At 68.6% G+C, this 16137-nt stretch carries 12 protein-coding genes; 7 read left to right on the top strand and 5 right to left on the bottom strand.

Translation table 11 applies throughout. The features are described from left to right. Entirely contained in the window at window positions 1-2151 is a 2151-nt protein-coding gene (locus EV649_RS25325) for an elongation factor G-like protein EF-G2 (RefSeq protein ID WP_130386038.1), read from the bottom strand. 120 nt (window positions 2152-2271) lie between these two features. On the opposite strand from EV649_RS25325, the gene EV649_RS25320 reads away from it, so the two are divergent. After that, on the top strand, window positions 2272-4164 hold the full coding sequence (locus EV649_RS25320) for a DUF2207 domain-containing protein (RefSeq protein WP_130386037.1): 1893 nt from the start codon (window positions 2272-2274) through the stop codon (window positions 4162-4164). Window positions 4165-4205: 41 nt separating this feature from the next. After that, window positions 4206-6119 carry a DUF2207 domain-containing protein gene (locus EV649_RS25315; RefSeq protein ID WP_130386036.1) on the top strand — a complete coding sequence of 638 codons (1914 nt, stop codon included), beginning with the start codon at window positions 4206-4208 and terminating at the stop codon, window positions 6117-6119. Window position 6120: 1 nt separating this feature from the next. On the opposite strand, the gene EV649_RS25310 is transcribed toward EV649_RS25315, so the two are convergent. The 3 genes from EV649_RS25310 to EV649_RS25300 form a co-directional block, all read right to left on the bottom strand. Then, the gene (locus EV649_RS25310) at window positions 6121-6648 is read right to left on the bottom strand and encodes a ferritin (protein ID WP_130386035.1); all 528 of its coding nucleotides are present in this window, start codon (window positions 6646-6648) and stop codon (window positions 6121-6123) included. Window positions 6649-6699: 51 nt separating this feature from the next. Further along, complete coding sequence (locus EV649_RS25305) at window positions 6700-8607, bottom strand: DUF2264 domain-containing protein (RefSeq protein WP_130386034.1); 1908 nt, start codon at window positions 8605-8607, stop codon at window positions 6700-6702. 115 nt (window positions 8608-8722) lie between these two features. Next, the gene (locus EV649_RS25300; protein WP_241998626.1) at window positions 8723-9739 is read right to left on the bottom strand and encodes a hydroxyacid dehydrogenase; all 1017 of its coding nucleotides are present in this window, start codon (window positions 9737-9739) and stop codon (window positions 8723-8725) included. A 170-nt stretch (window positions 9740-9909) separates the two neighbouring features. Here EV649_RS25300 and EV649_RS25295 point away from each other — a divergent pair, with 170 nt between their 5' ends. Both EV649_RS25295 and EV649_RS25290 read left to right on the top strand, forming a co-directional pair. Next, window positions 9910-10824: a PAC2 family protein gene (locus EV649_RS25295; protein ID WP_130386033.1), complete on the top strand. Its 915-nt coding sequence runs from the start codon at window positions 9910-9912 to the stop codon at window positions 10822-10824. 224 nt (window positions 10825-11048) lie between these two features. Then, the gene (locus tag EV649_RS25290; protein WP_130386032.1) at window positions 11049-11888 is read left to right on the top strand and encodes an acyl-CoA thioesterase II; all 840 of its coding nucleotides are present in this window, start codon (window positions 11049-11051) and stop codon (window positions 11886-11888) included. 7 nt (window positions 11889-11895) lie between these two features. Here EV649_RS25290 and EV649_RS25285 read toward each other — a convergent pair whose 3' ends face one another. After that, window positions 11896-13284, bottom strand: a complete 1389-nt coding sequence (locus EV649_RS25285; RefSeq protein WP_198682667.1) for an aminotransferase class I/II-fold pyridoxal phosphate-dependent enzyme — start codon at window positions 13282-13284, stop codon at window positions 11896-11898. A 124-nt stretch (window positions 13285-13408) separates the two neighbouring features. Here EV649_RS25285 and EV649_RS40915 point away from each other — a divergent pair, with 124 nt between their 5' ends. Genes EV649_RS40915 through EV649_RS25270 form a run of 3 tightly spaced genes read left to right on the top strand, consistent with a single transcriptional unit; the run spans window position 13409 to window position 16135 of the window. Further along, window positions 13409-14362, top strand: coding sequence for a hypothetical protein (locus EV649_RS40915; protein WP_157996315.1), 954 nt, complete (start codon window positions 13409-13411; stop codon window positions 14360-14362). Then, window positions 14359-15183: a deaminated glutathione amidase gene (locus tag EV649_RS25275; protein ID WP_198682666.1), complete on the top strand. Its 825-nt coding sequence runs from the start codon at window positions 14359-14361 to the stop codon at window positions 15181-15183. Before EV649_RS40915 ends, EV649_RS25275 begins: the two co-directional genes overlap by 4 nt. Before the next feature lie 16 nt (window positions 15184-15199). Next, window positions 15200-16135 (top strand): ABC transporter substrate-binding protein, encoded by a 936-nt coding sequence (locus EV649_RS25270; RefSeq protein ID WP_198682665.1) that lies wholly within the window; start codon window positions 15200-15202, stop codon window positions 16133-16135. Window positions 16136-16137 lie beyond the last annotated feature (2 nt).

Here is a 16137-nt window from a genome sequence, read left to right as displayed (position 1 = left end):
TCACTTCAGCCTCGACGCGACCGACTCCGGCATCGCCTCGTACCGGGAGAACTCGCGGCTGAACGACGCCGAACCGTGGGACAGCGAGCGGAGGTCGATCGAGTAGCGGGTGATCTCCACCTGCGGTACTTCGGCCTTCACCAGCGTCCTGTTCTCGCCGATCTTGTCGGTCCCGAGCAGCCGCCCGCGACGCCCGGACAGGTCGCTCATCACCGCACCGACGAGATCGTCGGGCACCAGCACCGACACCAGATCCACCGGCTCCAGCATCGCGACCTTGGTTGCGGCCGCCGCCTCACGCAGCGCCAGCCCGCCGGCCATCTGGAACGCCATGTCGGACGAGTCGACGCTGTGCGCCTTCCCGTCGCGCAACGTGACCCGGATGTCGACCATCGGATACCCGGCCCCGACGCCCTTCTCCATCTGCGCCCGGATGCCCTTCTCGACGCTCGGGATGAACTGCCTCGGCACGGCACCGCCGACCACCTTGTCGACGAACTCGAAGCCCGACCCTCCCGGCAGCGGCTCGACCTCGATGTCACACACGGCGTACTGACCGTGCCCGCCGGACTGCTTCACGTGCCGTCCGTGACCCTTGGCCGACCCGCCGAACGTCTCCCGCAGCGGCACCCGTAGCTCGACGGTGTCCACGGTCACGCCGTACCGGTTCGACAGCGCGTCCAGTACGACGTCCGAGTGCGCCTCGCCCATGCACCACAGCACGATCTGGTGGGTCTCCGGGTTCTGCTCGATCCGCAACGTCGGATCCTCGGCCGCCAGCCGCTGCAGCCCGGCCCCGAGCTTGTCCTCGTCGGTCTTCGCATGCGCCTGGACGGCGATCGGCAGCAACGGCTCCGGCATGTTCCACGGCCGCAGCAGCAGCGGATCCGCCTTGTCGGAGAGCGTGTCACCGGTTTCCGCGCGGGTCAGCCGGCCGATCGCGCACAGGTCACCGGCGATCACCTGCCCCGCCGGACGCTGCGTCTTGCCGAGCGGGAACGACAGCGTGCCGATCCGCTCGTCCTCGTCGTGGTCCTCGTGCCCGTGCGACGCTCCGTTGTGGTCACCGAAGAACGACGTGAAATGGCCCGACACGTGAACCGTCGTGTCGGGCCTGATGGTGCCGGAGAACACCCGCACCAGGCTGACCCTGCCGACGTACGGGTCCGACGTCGTCTTCACCACCTCGGCGAGCAGCGGTCCGGCGGTGTCGCACGTGAGGCCCTGGCGGGCGACTCCGTGCGGGGTGAAGACCTCCGGGAGCTTGTGCTCTGGCGGTGACGGGAAACCGCTGGTGATCACCTCGAGGAGCTCCAGCGTGCCGACCCCGGAGGCGCTGCAGACCGGGACCACCGGGAAGAACGAGCCGCGGGCGACGGCGCGCTCGAGGTCGTCGATCAGGACCTTCTGGTCGATCTCCTCGCCGCCGAGGTAGCGGTCCATCAAGGACTCGTCCTCGGACTCCTCGATGATGCCCTCGATCAGCGTGCCGCGCAGCTCCTCGATCTCGTCGGCGTACGACGGGTCCGGCGCCGCGGTCGAACGTTTGCCGTCGGCGTACTCGAAGTACGACTGGGAGAGCAGCCCGATCAGCCCGTCACCAGCGGGCAGGTAGAGCGGCAGCACCTTGTCGCCGAACGCGTTCTGCGCCGTGGAGAGCGCGTTCTGGTAGTTCGCGCGGGCGTGGTCGAGCTTCGTGATCACGACCGCGCGCGGCATTCCCACCTGCTCGCACTCCTGCCAGACCGTCCGGGTCGGCTCGTCGACGCCCTCGTTCGCCGAGATCACGAACAGCGCACAGTCGGCGGCGCGAAGACCGGCCCGCAGCTCACCGACGAAGTCGGCGTATCCGGGCGTGTCGATCAGGTTGATCTTGACCTTCCCCTGGCCGGCGTCGTGCGGCAGCGAGGCGAGCGACAGGCCCACAGAGCGCTGCTGCCGGATCTCGGCGTCGTCGAAGTCGCACACCGTGGTTCCGTCCAGGACGGTGCCGGGTCTGTTCAGGACTCCGGAGGCCACCAGCAAGGCCTCGACGAGGGTGGTCTTGCCGGAGCCCGAAGGGCCGACCAGCACCACGTTGCGGATGGCTCCCGGGTTGTCCACAGCGGGCGCGGCCCCGGTGCCTTGGGAAGCGTTCGTCTTGTCTGCCATGACGTTCCTCCTGGTCCACCCACGATTCCCCTAACCGACACTTCGCACAAGGCCCCTCAGCTCGCGGATTCGTGTCGAGCCTGCGACCCGCGGACCCTGGCGCTCGATAGTGTCGCGGACATGCGTAGGGCACTCGGGGTCGTCATCAGTACGTTGGTCGCCGTCCTGGCGCTGGCCGGTTTCGCTGTACCGGCAAGCGCGGGTACGGCGGAGGCCGGTGACGAGATCAGGAACTTCAGGATCGACTACACCGTGTCCGCCGAGGGCGTGCTGCACGTCGAGGAGACGATCGACTACCACTTCGCGGAGTCCGGGCGGCACGGGATCTACCGGGACCTGGTCACCCGCGAGCCCTACAAGGACGACGACTCGAAGGACCAGGAGTACCAGGTCTCGAACATCGACGTGTCGTCCCCGACCGGCGCGCCGGACGAGTTCACCGTCGACACGTACGAGGGGAACAAGGGCCGCTACGGGGAACTGCAGGTCAAGATCGGCGACCCGGACAAGACGATCTCCGGCACCGAGGCGACGTACAAGATCTCGTACGACGTGCGCGGCGCGCTCCGGCACTTCGACGACCACAGCGAGCTGTACTGGGACGCCACCGGCAGCGCGTGGAGCGCGGTGATCGACCAGGTCACGGTCAACGTCGACGTACCGCAGGGCGTCACCAAGACCGAGTGCTTCCTGGGCACCGCCGGATCGAACCGCACGTGCCAGCAGAAGTCGGTCGTCGGCGAGAAGGGAGTGTTCGGCGCCTCCCAGCTCGATCAGGGCGAGCAGTTGACGATCGTCGCCGGAATCACCGCCGGCGCCGTCCAGAACGACACCCCGATCCTGGTCGACCCGCCGAGCTGGCTGGAGCGCAACGGGGTGTCCTGGCTCTCGCTGATCGGCTCCGGCGTCGCGACCGCAGCCGCCATCGTGCTCGCCTCGCTCTACGCGAAGTTCGGCAACAAGGACCAGCGGTACGCCGGGATGCCGCCGGGCGCGTTCCCACCGGACGGGGTCGCCGCGCAGCCGGTGAAGGACGACCTCACCGAGGACCAGATCCCGGTCGCGTTCGCGCCGCCACGGATCCCGGTCGCCGAGGGCGGCCTGCTGATCGACGCGAAGGCGAACACGACCGAGACGGCCGCGACGCTGATCGACCTGGCGGTGCGCGGCGGCGTACGGATCGAGAACGACGGCACGTCGCAGAAGGCGGTGCTGCTGAACCCGGCGGCCGCGACCGCACCGCACGAGCAGGCGCTGATGCTCGGCCTGTACCCGGGGCTGCAGCCGGGCATGGAGGTGCAACTGGAGCGCGGTGCGGTGGGTGACAACACCATGCGCAACGCGCACAACGAGATGATCAAGGCACTCCGTGACCAGGTGAAGGCCCGCCAGTGGTACCTGCGGATGCCGCGGGCCGGTGGCGGCTCGGCGTTCAAGAACGGCTTCGGCTGCGCCTGTATGGCGATGATCGGCATCTGGGTCGTCGGCGCCGGTTTGATGGGCACCGTGATCAGCGCCGCGACCGGGGGATTCGGCCGGGCGGTGGTCGTCGCGGTGCCGGTGATCGCGGTCATCGTTGCCATCGGCATCTGGATCGCGGTCCGGGGCCGCGGGCAACGGAACCCGGCCGGCCGCGCGGTGGCCGACCAGCTGATCGGCTTCCGCAAGTACCTGGCCACGGCCGAGGCGGACCAGCTGCGCTTCGAGGAGGGCGAGGACATCTTCTCGAAGTACCTGCCCTGGGCCATCGCTTTCGGCCTCGCCGACCGCTGGCAACGGGTGTGCGAGCAGCTCGTCGCCGCCGGCCGCATCACGCCCGACCCGTACTGGTACTACGGACCGTCCTACTACACCTCCGGCTGGACCGCGGCCGCGGTCAGCACTACCGTCGCGAACACCTTCAGCCCGCCGCCCACGCCGTCCAGCTCCGGCGGTGGCGGCGGCAGCTCGTCCGGTTTCAGCGGCGGGTCCTCGGGCGGCGGTGGCGGCGGTGGAGGCGGCGGCAGCTGGTAGTGGGCTGCTGCGTGGCCTTTTGGGCCGCTACATTCCCGGCTATGCGTCGGGGACTCGGGATCGTCATCAGCTCACTGTTCACCGTTCTCGCGGTGGCGGGTTTCGCCGTACCGGCCGAGGCCGCGACCACGGCGTACGGCGACGAGATCGAATCGTTCGCGATCATCTACAGCGTCTCCGAGGACGGCGTACTGCACGTCGAGGAGACGATCGACTACACCTTCGCGGAGTCCGGACGGCACGGGATCTACCGCGACCTGGTGATCCGCGAGCCGTACGCCGACGACAAGACGAAGGACCAGAAGTACGAGGTCTCGAACATCGAGGTGTCGTCGCCGACCGCACCGGACGAGTTCACGACCGAGACGGCGAAGCTCAACGGCGACCGGGACCAGACGCTGCGGATCAAGATCGGCTCGAAGGACCGGACGATCTGGTCGACCAGCGCGAAGTACGTGATCTCGTACGACGTCCGTGGCGCGCTCCGGCACTTCGACGACCACAGCGAGCTGTACTGGGACGCCACCGGTTCCGCTTGGGACGCCGACATCAAGAAGGTCGCGGTGAGCGTCCACGCACCGCAGGGCGTGCAACGGGTCGAGTGCTACAGCGGCTGGTCAGGCTCCAACACTCCCTGCGAGAGCAAGGCCGTCACCGGCGGCGTCGGGCGCTTCACCCAATCCGACATCCTCGAAGGGAGCCAGCTGACGATCGTGGCCGGGATCAAGGCCGGCGCCGTGCAGAACGACACACCGATCGTGGTCGACCCGCCGAACTGGCTGGAGCGCAACGGGATGTCCTGGCTCGCACTCGCCGGATCCGCTCTGGCCACCGCGGCCGGCATCGCCGCTGCGTTCCTCTACAACCGGCGCGGCCTCCGCGATCTGCGGTACGTCGGCCTGCCGCCGGGGACCGTTCCGCCCGCGGGCGCGAGTGCACAGATCGGACGGGATCAGCTCACGGACGACCAGATCCCGGTGGCGTTCGCGCCGCCCGAGGTCACGGTCGCGGAGGGCGCCCTGATGGCCGAGGCGGCGGACAAGTCCACTGCCCTCGCGGCAACGCTGATCCACCTCGCTGTCCGCGGTGCGATCCACCTCGACAACACCGATGACGGCGCGCGCAAGGCAGTGCTGGTCGACCCGGAGGTTGCGACGGCGAAGCACGAGAAGGTGCTGCTCAAGGGATTGTTCCCGAAGCAGGAGCCAGGCGAGGAGCGGGCGCTCGAACGCGCCGAGGTCGGCGACTACACGCTGGTGCAGGCCGCGGACAAGATGTACGACGCCGTGTGGACCAACATCAGACGGCAGCAGTGGTACCTCAGGCTGCCGGCCTCGTCCGGTAACGGCGACGGCTCGACGGCTCTCGGCTGGATGCTCACGTTCGCTCTCGGCATCCTCTGCTTCGGCGCTGCACAGATCGGGTCTGGCCCGGCAACCGCGGGCCGCGTGATCGCGATCATCATTCCCGGCTGCGCCCTGCTGACGCTGCTCTGGATGTGGATCGGGAGGAGACGGCGCGGGCAGCGGAGCGCAGAAGGTCGCGCGATCACGGACCAGGTCATCGGGTTCCAGGTGTACCTCGCGACCGCCGAGGCGGATCAGCTGCGCTTCGAGGAGGGCGAGGACATCTTCTCGAAGTACCTGCCCTGGGCCATCGCCTTCGGTCTCGCCTCCCGCTGGCAGCGGGTCTGTGCGGAGCTCGTGGAGGCCGGCCGGCTGACGCCCGATCCGACTTGGTACGTCGGCCCGTCGTACTACCACTCCAACTGGTCGGCCGCCTCGATGAGCACCGCGGTCCAGACCACGTTCGTGGCGCCACCACCTCCCGCGCCCGAGCCGGGATCCGGCGGCGGCAGCTCATCCGGCTTCAGCTCGTACAGCGGTTCCTCGTCATCGTCGTCCTCGGGTTCGTCGGGCGGCGGCGGAGGAGGCGGTGGCGGCGGGAGCTGGTAGGTCAGACCGTTCCGCCTGCCGCTGTGGGGGCCGTGGGGTCGGCGCCGGCGTCGCCAACGGTCTCGCGAGCCAGGAAGTCCTCGAGGTGGAAGAGATTGTCGCCGGCGCGCTTGGCGACGTTGACCAGGGTGTTCATGGCCGCGACCTCCTCGACCTGCTCCTTGAGGAACCACTGCATGAACTGCTCACCGACGTAGTCGCTCTCGTCACGGGCCGTGCGCGCGAGCATCTCGATCTGCTTGGTGACCGTGATCTCCTGCGCCAGCGCGAGCTCGAGCGGCTCCAACGCGGTCTTGAAGTCCGACTCGACCTCACCGACCGACGGGATGTGCGGCCGGATGTCCTTGTCGAGCAGGTACTGGACCATCATCATCGCGTGGTTGCGCTCTTCCAGTGACTGCTTGTAGAAGTGCGCGGCCAGCTGCGGCAGGTCCTGGTCGTCGAACCAGACAGCGACTGCCACGTACTGCTGCGCGGCCGTGAATTCGTTACGGATCTGTTCCTGCAGGAGTTTCTCGTACGTGCTCATTCCGTCAATCTAATGGCCGTCCGCCGAATCCACACCCTTGGCGAGCCTGACCTAACCGGCTCGATTCCGTCCCAGTTCGACCACCTCGGTACCGCCTCCGGGCAGGCTGATCCGCACCGTCGTACCGTCCACGGCGATATCGATGCCCTCGGCAAGCGCCTCCGGCCGGAGCGCGTCGCGGGTCAGCAGTACGGCGTTCACGAGCACCAACGGCTCCCCGTGATGCGGTGCCGTCAGGTACGGCGTCGCCGAGTGCGCGCCGTACGGGTTCACTCCAAGCCCGCGGTGCACGCCTGCTTCGTCGTACCCGTGCAGGCCGACCACCGCCGACACCAACCCATCTGAATTCCGTGCGGAGGCGGACCTTTCGCTGGCTGTTGCCTCTGGCAAAGAGTCGCCCGCGACCGCGAATCCACCGCTGCGCACCAGTGCTCCGTCCGGGCCGTCGACCAGAGCGCACCGGATTTCCCAGCCACTGTGCACCACGGACGTGATCTCGATCGCCCACGGTCCTTCGTCGCCGAGCCAGGCGTTGTGCCACGACGACGCCGTACTGCCATCCACGCCGAGCCGTCGGATCCGCCCGCGCCCGCTGGCCTGCCCGTCGGGGGAGACCAGCGAGATCAGGTTGTCGATGTGTGGCTCGTGATCCGACAGGTCCGGGCCCGCGTGGTTCGCGTACGCCAGCCGGTTGTAGTGCGGATCGCCCGCCGGCTCCACGCCCTGCGGCTCGGCCACCGGCGCATGGTCGGCGCCGTGGTTCACCAGCTGCACGACCTGGTCGTGGCGACTCGCGTGCACAATCCACCCGGGCTCGGGCATCGCTCGGAGCTGATCCGCGTTGTCCAGCGGAATCGAGCCCTCCGGGTCCGACCACACCGGATGCTCTGGCGGCAGGATCAACCCGACAAACCCCTTCGAGGCCCAGTACGGCGAACCAGGACCGGAGTACTGCTGCGTCGTCGGCAGGAACGTGTCGTACCACCCGAGCGTCAGCACGCCACGCTCGTCCGGCACCCCGTGCTGCACGAAATGCCGCGCGACGCCCGAGCACAGCCGTCGCGTCTCACCCGGCGTCAACGGTGTCGAGTTGAGGATCGCACCCATCCAGTACGGCGCCGCGGCCGCCATCCGGTAGGTCAGCGACCGCCCCTGGTAGATCGGCGCCCCGTCGTTCCCGACCAGGTGTACGGCGTCTTCGAGGAAGAGCTTGATCCGTTCCTTGTAGAGCTTCAGCCGGTCCTCGTACTGCGCTCCCGGCGTCGCGGCCGCCATCCGCGCCCACAGGCCCGGGTACAGGTGCATCGCCCAGCCGATGTAGTTGTCGAAGTTCTGCCCGTCGCCGTCGGAGTACCAGCCGTTGCCGACGTACCAGTCCTCGATCCGGTCGAGGCCGCCGTCGATGTCCTCCTGCGAGTACGGCGCTCCGACCGACGCGAGGAACTGCTCGCTGACGACCTGGAACAGCCGCCAGTTGTTGTCGTGCGTCGTCGATCCGTTGAAGCCGCCGAGCCACTCCGCGACGTGTTCCTGGGCCCGCGTGTCGAGGCGGTCCCAGATCCATTCGCGGGTCTCGTGCAGTGACACCGCGATCGCCGCGGCCTCCACCATCTGCTGCGACCTCGGGGTGAGCCGCAGCCACGCCTCGGGGTGGTCCGGGTTGGCGCCGTTCGCGACACCCCGCGCGTACCGCTCGATCAGTTCCTCGCAGCCCTTGCCCTGGACGCCGGCGATCCGGAACGCGGCGAGCATGAACGACCGGGCGAATCCCTCCAGCGCGTCGGACGCCATACCCGACCGGCTCGGCCGGCCCGGGAGCTCGACCAGGGAGGCGCCGGGGGAGAAGTACGGAACGAGCGAGTCGAGCAGGTGGTCCGCGAGCGCCTCCCAGTGCGCCCGCACCCATCCGGTCTGACGGGAGAGCTCACGGTCGGTGTCCGGCAGGATGAGGCTGGTCATCGGGCCTCCCGGTCTGGACTGAGGAGCGTAGGGAGCGAAGCGACTGGAGCGACGAGGGAAGACCGGGAGTAACAGCCCGATGACCCGCCGCGCCGGAGGTGTGGCAATGAAACAGTCATGCGAGCCTTCCGATCTCGGTGGGGCTGATGGCGTGTTGCAGGGGTTGGCCGGTGGCGAGGCGTTCGAGTTCGCTGACCGCGAGCTCGCCGAGGCGGGCGATCTCGTTGCCGACGGCACCGGCGACGTGTGGGGTGACGAAGACGTTCGGCAGGTCGAGCAGCGGCGAGTCCGGCGGCAGCGGCTCAGGGTCGGTGACATCGAGGATCGCGTCGATCCGGCCGGTCACGCACTCGCGGATCAGCGCCTCGGAGTCGATGATCTTGCCGCGGGCCGTATTGATCAGCGACGAGCCGTCCTTCAGCAGCGCGAGCAGCCGCGCGTCCACCAGGCCTACCGTCTCCGGCAGCAGCGGCGCGTGCACGCTGAGGATGTCGCTACGGCGGAAGAGCGTGTCGTTGTCGACCAGCTCCGCACCGAGCGCCGCGGCCTCGTCCGTGGTTAGGTACGGGTCGCTGATCAGCACTTCCAGGTCGAATCCGCGCAACCGCTCCGCGACCATCTTCGCGATCCGCGAGGCCCCCAGCAGACCGACCGTCGTACCGTAACTGCCCGGCATCCCGTGCGGGTCCGTCTTACGCCGCTCCAGCCGGTACTGCGCCGCGAGCCGGAACGCCCGCTTCCCCGCCAGCACGATCGCCGCGACCGTGAACTCGGCGACCGGCTGCGCGTTCGCCGTGGCCGCCGACGAGACCTGGATGCCGCGGTCGAACGCCGCCGGATCGACGATCGCCTTGACCGAGCCCGCGGCGTGCAGGATGGCTTGCAGCTTCGGTGCCGCCTCGAGAACCTCCGGCCCGATCCGCGGGCAACCCCAGCCAGTGAGCAGTACGTCGACGTCCGGGAGCGCCGCCCGTACGGCGGGGTCCGCGAGGAAACTGCTCCCGGGTCCGACCGGCAGCACGGTGGCGATCGCGTCGAGGCGCTGCCGGACCCGCGGCACGAGGACGCGGTCCCGGCTGGCGTCGTTCATCGCCAGCATGACGGTCAGGGCGGAGTTTGGTTCAGGGCTCACGACGACAACTTAGCAAGCGCTTTCCAGCGCTGTCGCGCCGACCGCCGAGTCTTGGAACATCCTGAATCTTTCCGGCAAGTTCGCCAGGGTCGGAATTACTCCGCGACATCGCGGCGTTGGGGAAGGTAGAACTGCCTGTCAGTCTGTTGGAAGTTGCGAAGGAGACGACGATGCTGCGACCGGACGACCTCTACGAGATCGTCGACGAGTCGGTGGCCACCGGCCCGGCGGCGACGCCGAAGGTCCTGGTGCACTCGCTGGACGGTTTCATGGACGCCGGCCAGGCCGGGCGCGTGACCGCCGACCACCTGCTCGAGGTGCTCGACCACCGGCTGCTGGCACGGTTCGACATCGACCTCCTGCACGACTACCGGGCCCGGCGGCCCGAGGTGACGTTCGCCGAGGACCGGTTCACCGACTACACCCCGCCGCACCTGAGCCTGCATCTGGTGACCGACGACGCGGGCGTCGACTTCCTGCTGCTCGAGGGCGCCGAACCGGACAACCACTGGGACCGGTTCGCCGGGGCGATCCGGCAGCTCAACGACCTCTACAACGTGACGCTCACGGTCGGTGTGCACGGCATCCCGATGGGTGTGCCGCACACGCGGCCCCTCGGTCTGACGGCGCACGCGACACGGCCCGAGCTGGTCACCCGCTCGAACATCTGGGACGGCGAGATGGTGCTGCCCGCGAGCGCGGGGACGATGCTCCAGGTCCGTCTCGGCGAGGCGGGCAAGGACGCGATGGGCTTCGCCGTCCATGTGCCGCACTACCTGGCCGAGAACCGCTTCCCGGGTGCAGCACTGGCCCTCGTCCACGCGATCTCGGCCGCGACCGGCCTGCTCCTCCCTAGCAAGGCCCTGCTCGACGAGGCCGCCGTCACCGGCCGGCTGGTCGACGAGCAGGTCGATGCGTCCGAGGATGCGAGTGCAGTCGTCAAGGCACTGGAAACGCAGTACGACGCCGCCGAAGGCTCCCTCACCCGCAAGAGCCTCCTCGCCGACTCCACTCCGTCGGCCGACGAGCTAGGCGCAGAAGTAGAACAGTTCCTCGCCGAACTCAACCGCGAGGACAACGAGTAACCCGCGCCGCACCACCGCCCCGTCACACACCCTCATTTGCCTGGTGGACCTACCCATTTGCCTGGCTGACCCACCAAATGAGGGGTTCCTGACCCTTACCCAGGGTCAGGAACCCCTCATTTGATGGGTCTGCCAGGCAAATGGGGACGGGCGCGTTGAGCGCACGTGACGGTTTCCACAGCGGGTACGGCGTTGCGCGGCGGTTGGGGCTGTCAGGATGAGGCATGCCTGAGTCGCTGGAGGATCTGGTCGAGCTGCTCGACCTGGAGATGATCGACGTCGACCTGTTCCGGGGTCGTCAGCCGCAGACCTCGATGCAACGGGTGTTCGGCGGTCAGGTGCTGGGACAAGCGCTGGCTGCCGCGAGCCGCACCGTCGACCCGGAGCGGGTGGTGCACTCGCTGCACGGCTACTTCCTGCGCGCCGGCGATACCTCCGTGCCGATCGTGTATCGCCCGGAGCCGACCCGCGACGGCGGATCGTTCAGCAGCCGCCGAGTGGTGGCGTCGCAGAACGGGAAGCCGATCTTCTACATGTCCGCGTCCTTCCAACGCCCCGAAGCCGGCCTGGATCACCAGGATCCGATGCCGGACGACGCCGTACCGCCGGAAGAGGCCCCGCGACTCGCGACCGTCCTCGAGGCGCGGTCCGGTCGACCGGCGGCCGACTGGGACAAGGAGTGGGCGGCGCTCGACGTACGCCTGGCCGGAGTCACCGGACGCCAATTCTGGATAAGGGCCGCCGGCAAGCTTCCCGACGACCCGGCGCTGCACGCATGTGTGCTGGCCTATGCCAGTGACCTGACGCTGCTCGGCGCCAGCCTGCTCCCGCACGGCATCGTCATCGGCGACCGCCGCATCCAGCCGGCTTCGCTCGATCACGCACTCTGGTTCCACCGCCCGTTCCGCGCCGACGAGTGGCTGCTGTACGACCAGTCGTCGCCGTCCGCATCGGGAGCCCGCGGCTTCGCCACCGGCCGCCTCTACAACGAGGCAGGCAGCCTCGTCGCTTCCGTCGCCCAGGAAGGTCTCATCCGTCCCGTCGGCCTGGACCTCGAGGGCTAGTCCCGGGTCATCGGGCCTGTACGGCGCGGGCGACGGCGTCGGCGACTCGGTCGGGGGCGGGAATAGGGAGGCCGGTGGCGATGCGGATGGCGGGCGGGCCGGGCTTCGTCCAGCTGGCGCTCGCGCCGGCGGCGGCGATGCCGTGTGACGCGAGGACGAGGAGTGCCTCGTGTTCGCTGCGAACCGGTACCCAGATCGCCAGGCCGTCGAGGCCGGTCGCCTGGACACCGCGGGCGGCCAGCAGTCCCGTGAGGTGGTCGCGGCGTTCCCGGTACGTCGTACGCGCGGTGGCGACCGCGGTCTTCGACGGCTCGTCGTCGAGCAGCCAGGCGAGCGCGTTCTGGAGCATGCGGCTCGTCCAGCCCGATCCGAACTGCCGGTAGACGCGGACTCGCTCGATCGGCTCGGCGGCGCCGGCCATCACGGCGAGCCGGAGGTCGGGGGAGTGGGACTTGGAGTAGCTCCGCACCAGCACGCTCTGCGCCGGCAGTACTTCGGCTATCCCGTGGTACTCGAACGAGCTCAGCTCGCCGAGCCCGTCGTCCTCGATCACAAGGGTGTCGGTCCCGGCGAGCAGGGCCGCGAGCTCGTCGCGGCGCGACGGCGTCACCGAGGCGCCGAAATGTGAGCTGCTCCGCGGCTCGTAGATGAAGGCGACCGGATCGTGCTGGAGCGCTTCCCGCAACGATGCCGGGACCGGCCCCTCCGCGTCGGTCGCGACGGGCACCGGCCGCGCGCCGACGTTGTCGAGGATGTCCAGCAGGCGTGGGGTCGCGGGCTCTTCGATCGCGACGTGTTCGCCGGGGACAACCGTCGTACGCATCAACAGGAGGAGACCTTCGTAGCCGCCGTTCACGCACATCCAGTGGTCGGTCTCGAAGGGCCACGTCCGGGCCACGGCGGCGCGGAGTGGCGCGCTGATCGAGACGACCTCGTAGGAGTGCAGGTCGGGGTCGCGGAGGGCGTGGACGAACGCGGCGGACATGTCCGGCAGCAGGGCGGGGTCAGGGATCGCGCGCGTGAGGTTGAGGGTCTGATCCGGCCAGAGGCGGGAGATGTTCTCGTAGCGGGTCGGCCGGGGGACCGCGAGTCCGCCGAGCACCCAGGTGCCCTGCCGTCCGCCGCCGGCGACGACGCGTTGCTTGCGCAGGGTCGCCCAGGCCGCGGACACGGTCGCCGGGCTGACGTCCAGCCGGGGAGCCAGCGCGCGTACCGTCGGAAGGCGGGTCTGCGGTTCGAGTTCACCGTGCCGGACCAGCCGGGAGATCGCCGCCGCGATCCCCGCCGCACTGGACTCGGTGATCTGCTCCGCGAGCCAGGCCGACGACACCGCCGGACCGTCCTGCGGTGGAACGTCTTCGGCCATGCCGTCCCCCAGGTTTTTGATCAGTAACATTGCAATGCATTGTTCGGGCAATCGCGCTGAACATAGGCTACCGAACAATCGAGCTCGCGACAGCGACGTCGCGCATCCGACCCGGACCCCACGAGAGCGTCCCGGCATCGAAGGAACACACCGCGTGAAGCTTCACCTCGGCGTACGGCACTGGGACCACGTGATCCCGTTGGCCCTCGGCGACGTCCCCGGCCCGACCGTCACCCGGCTGGAGGCGACGCCGGACCTGTGGGGTTCCCCCGAGTACGACGGCGGCGAGACCTCGTTCAGCCGCTACGTCCGGGCCCGTGCGGCGGGGGACGACCGGGTGGTCGCGCTGCCGATCTTCCTGATGCGCGGCTTCCGGCATCGCTGCATCATCGTGCGGCGGGACTCGACGGCCGAGATCGCGGCGGACCTGAAGGGCGCCCGGATCGGCCTGACCGGCTGGCCGGACAGCGGCAACACCTGGACCCGCGCGATCCTCGCCGAGGCCGGCGTCGGCATCCACGACGCCGACTGGCAGGTCGGCCCGCTGACCGCGGCCCACCCGGTGCTGGACCGCATCGGGGGAGTTGCGGTCAGCAACAACATCCGGCACACCGCCGACGGCGCCCGGCTCGTGGATCTCCTGCTGGACAAGGAACTCGACGCCGTGATGACGCCGTTCATGCCGCCGGGATTCCATGACCAGGATTCGCCGTACCGCACGCTTTTCCGTGACACCCGTGCCGAGGAGCGTGCGTACTACGGTCGCCACGGCTTCATCCCCGGTATCCACTTGCTTGCCCTGCGCAAGGAAGTGCTGCAGGAAAGGCCCGAGATCGCTCAGCAGCTCATCGATCTGTTCGAGCAGGCGAAGCAGCTCAGCTTCCAGCGCCGCAACAAGCTGATGGACGTCACCCCCTGGCACAACGAGGAAGTCGGCGTCACCACCAGGATCTTCGGTCCGGACTGGATGCCGTACGGCGTCTCCGCCGACCGCCGCATGGTCGCCGCCTTCCAGGACCACCTTGTCGCCCAGGAGTTGCTCGCGCAGCCCGTGCCCGCTGAAGACCTCTTTCCCTACCAGATCGACCCGTTGGAGAAGATCGCATGAGTACGCTGAACGTCTCGGCCGCGCAGTTCGTCGCGAGCGTCGACTGGCAGGAGAACCTGGACACGGCGACTCAGCTCATCAAGCAGACGGACGCCGACGGCGTCGACCTGCTCGTGCTCCCCGAAGGCGTGCTCGCGCGCTTCATCGAGGAGCGTGAGCGCATCCGCGAGTACGCCCAGCCGCTCGACGGCCCCTTCGTCACCGGCCTGCTCAAGGCCACCGAGGGCCTGCAACTCACCGTCGTCGTCGGCATCCACGAGAAGTCCGCCAACGACAAGCCGTACAACACCCTCGTCGTCCTGAAGGACGGCGCGATCACCGGGCTCTACCGCAAACTCCACCTGTACGACGCGTTCAGCCAACTGGAGTCCGACAACGTGACTCCGGCCGACGTCGTCCCCGAACTGATCGACGTCAACGGTTTCAAGGTCGGCCTGATGACCTGCTACGACGTCCGGTTCCCCGAGCTGTCCCGCCTCCTCGCCCTCGACGGCGCCGACGTACTCGTGCTGCCGGCCGCGTGGGTCAAAGGTCCGCTCAAGGAACACCACTGGCAGACCCTCGTCACCGCCCGCGCGCTCGAGAACACCGTGTACGTCGTCGCGAGTGGTGAATGCGGTCAGCGCAACATCGGCCAGAGCCTCATCGTCGACCCGCTCGGTGTCCCGCTCGCCCAAGCAGCAGAGGAGCCGGCCACCATCACGGCCGTCGTCTCCCGGCAGCGTCTGACCGACGCCCGCCGCCGTCTGCCGGTCCTGATCAACCGGCGCTTCTCCGTCAGCCCCACCCCTCGACCGGTCGAAGCCGTCCCCACCAGCTGAAGCCGTAGGAGTAGTCGTGTCTATCCCCCGCACCGCAACTATCGCCGTACTGGCCCTCAGCGTGCTCGGTGTCACCGCGTGCACCGCAGACCCGGTCGACACCAGCACGAACGCCAACGCGAAGGCACCGGCCGCCGCGATCCCGCAGCAGCAGGTAGACAAGGCCTTGCACGACCAGCTGCCGGAGAAGATCAAGACGGCCGGCAAGATCGTTGCCGTCAACAACGGCTCGTTCCCGCCGTACGTCATCGTCGGCACCGACAAGGATGCCTCGATCGAAGGCGCGACCGCCGACCTGTCCCAGGCGATCAGCCAGCTGCTCGGCATCCGGATCGAGCACACCACCGTCGACGGCCTGGCCAGTGTGCTGTCCGGAATGCAGGCCAAGCGGTACGACCTGGACCTGGGACCGACCGGCGACTTCGTCGAGCGGCAGAAGCAGGCGACCTTCATCGACTACGTCCAGGAGTACGTCGTCTTCGCCGTGCACAAGGGGAATCCGAAGGGCATCGACGGTCTGGACACCGCGTGCGGCAAGCGGATCGCCGTACAGGCAGCGGGATCGGCGGAGAAGGTGATCAAGGCGCAGTCGACCAAGTGCGTGGCGGCCGGGAAGCCGGCGGTCGAGGTGCAGTCGTACAAGGACCAGCCGTCGTCGATCCTCGCGGTCCAGTCCAACCGGGCCGACGCATTCTTCTCGTCGCAGGCGCCGCTGACCTACTTCGTCGCGCAGTCCGGTGGCAAGCTGGAACTGGCCGGCGTTGGCAAGGGCAACGGTTTCGAGGACCTGTTCCAGGGTGCGCTCGTGCCGATCGGGTCGCCGCTGGCCGGCGTACTGCTCGCTGCTTTCGAGAAACTGCATGCCAACGGCACCTATGACGCGATCATGGCGAAGTGGGGTCTGGAGAAGAACAAGCTGGCCAAACCCGGCCTCAACCTCGGGAAGGGCTGACC

This window comes from Kribbella sp. VKM Ac-2569 (assembly GCF_004216905.1).
In the GTDB taxonomy this organism is placed as follows: domain Bacteria; phylum Actinomycetota; class Actinomycetes; order Propionibacteriales; family Kribbellaceae; genus Kribbella.
The sequence above is the reverse complement of the archived record's forward strand: the minus strand, read 5'-3'. Positions and strand labels throughout refer to the sequence as shown.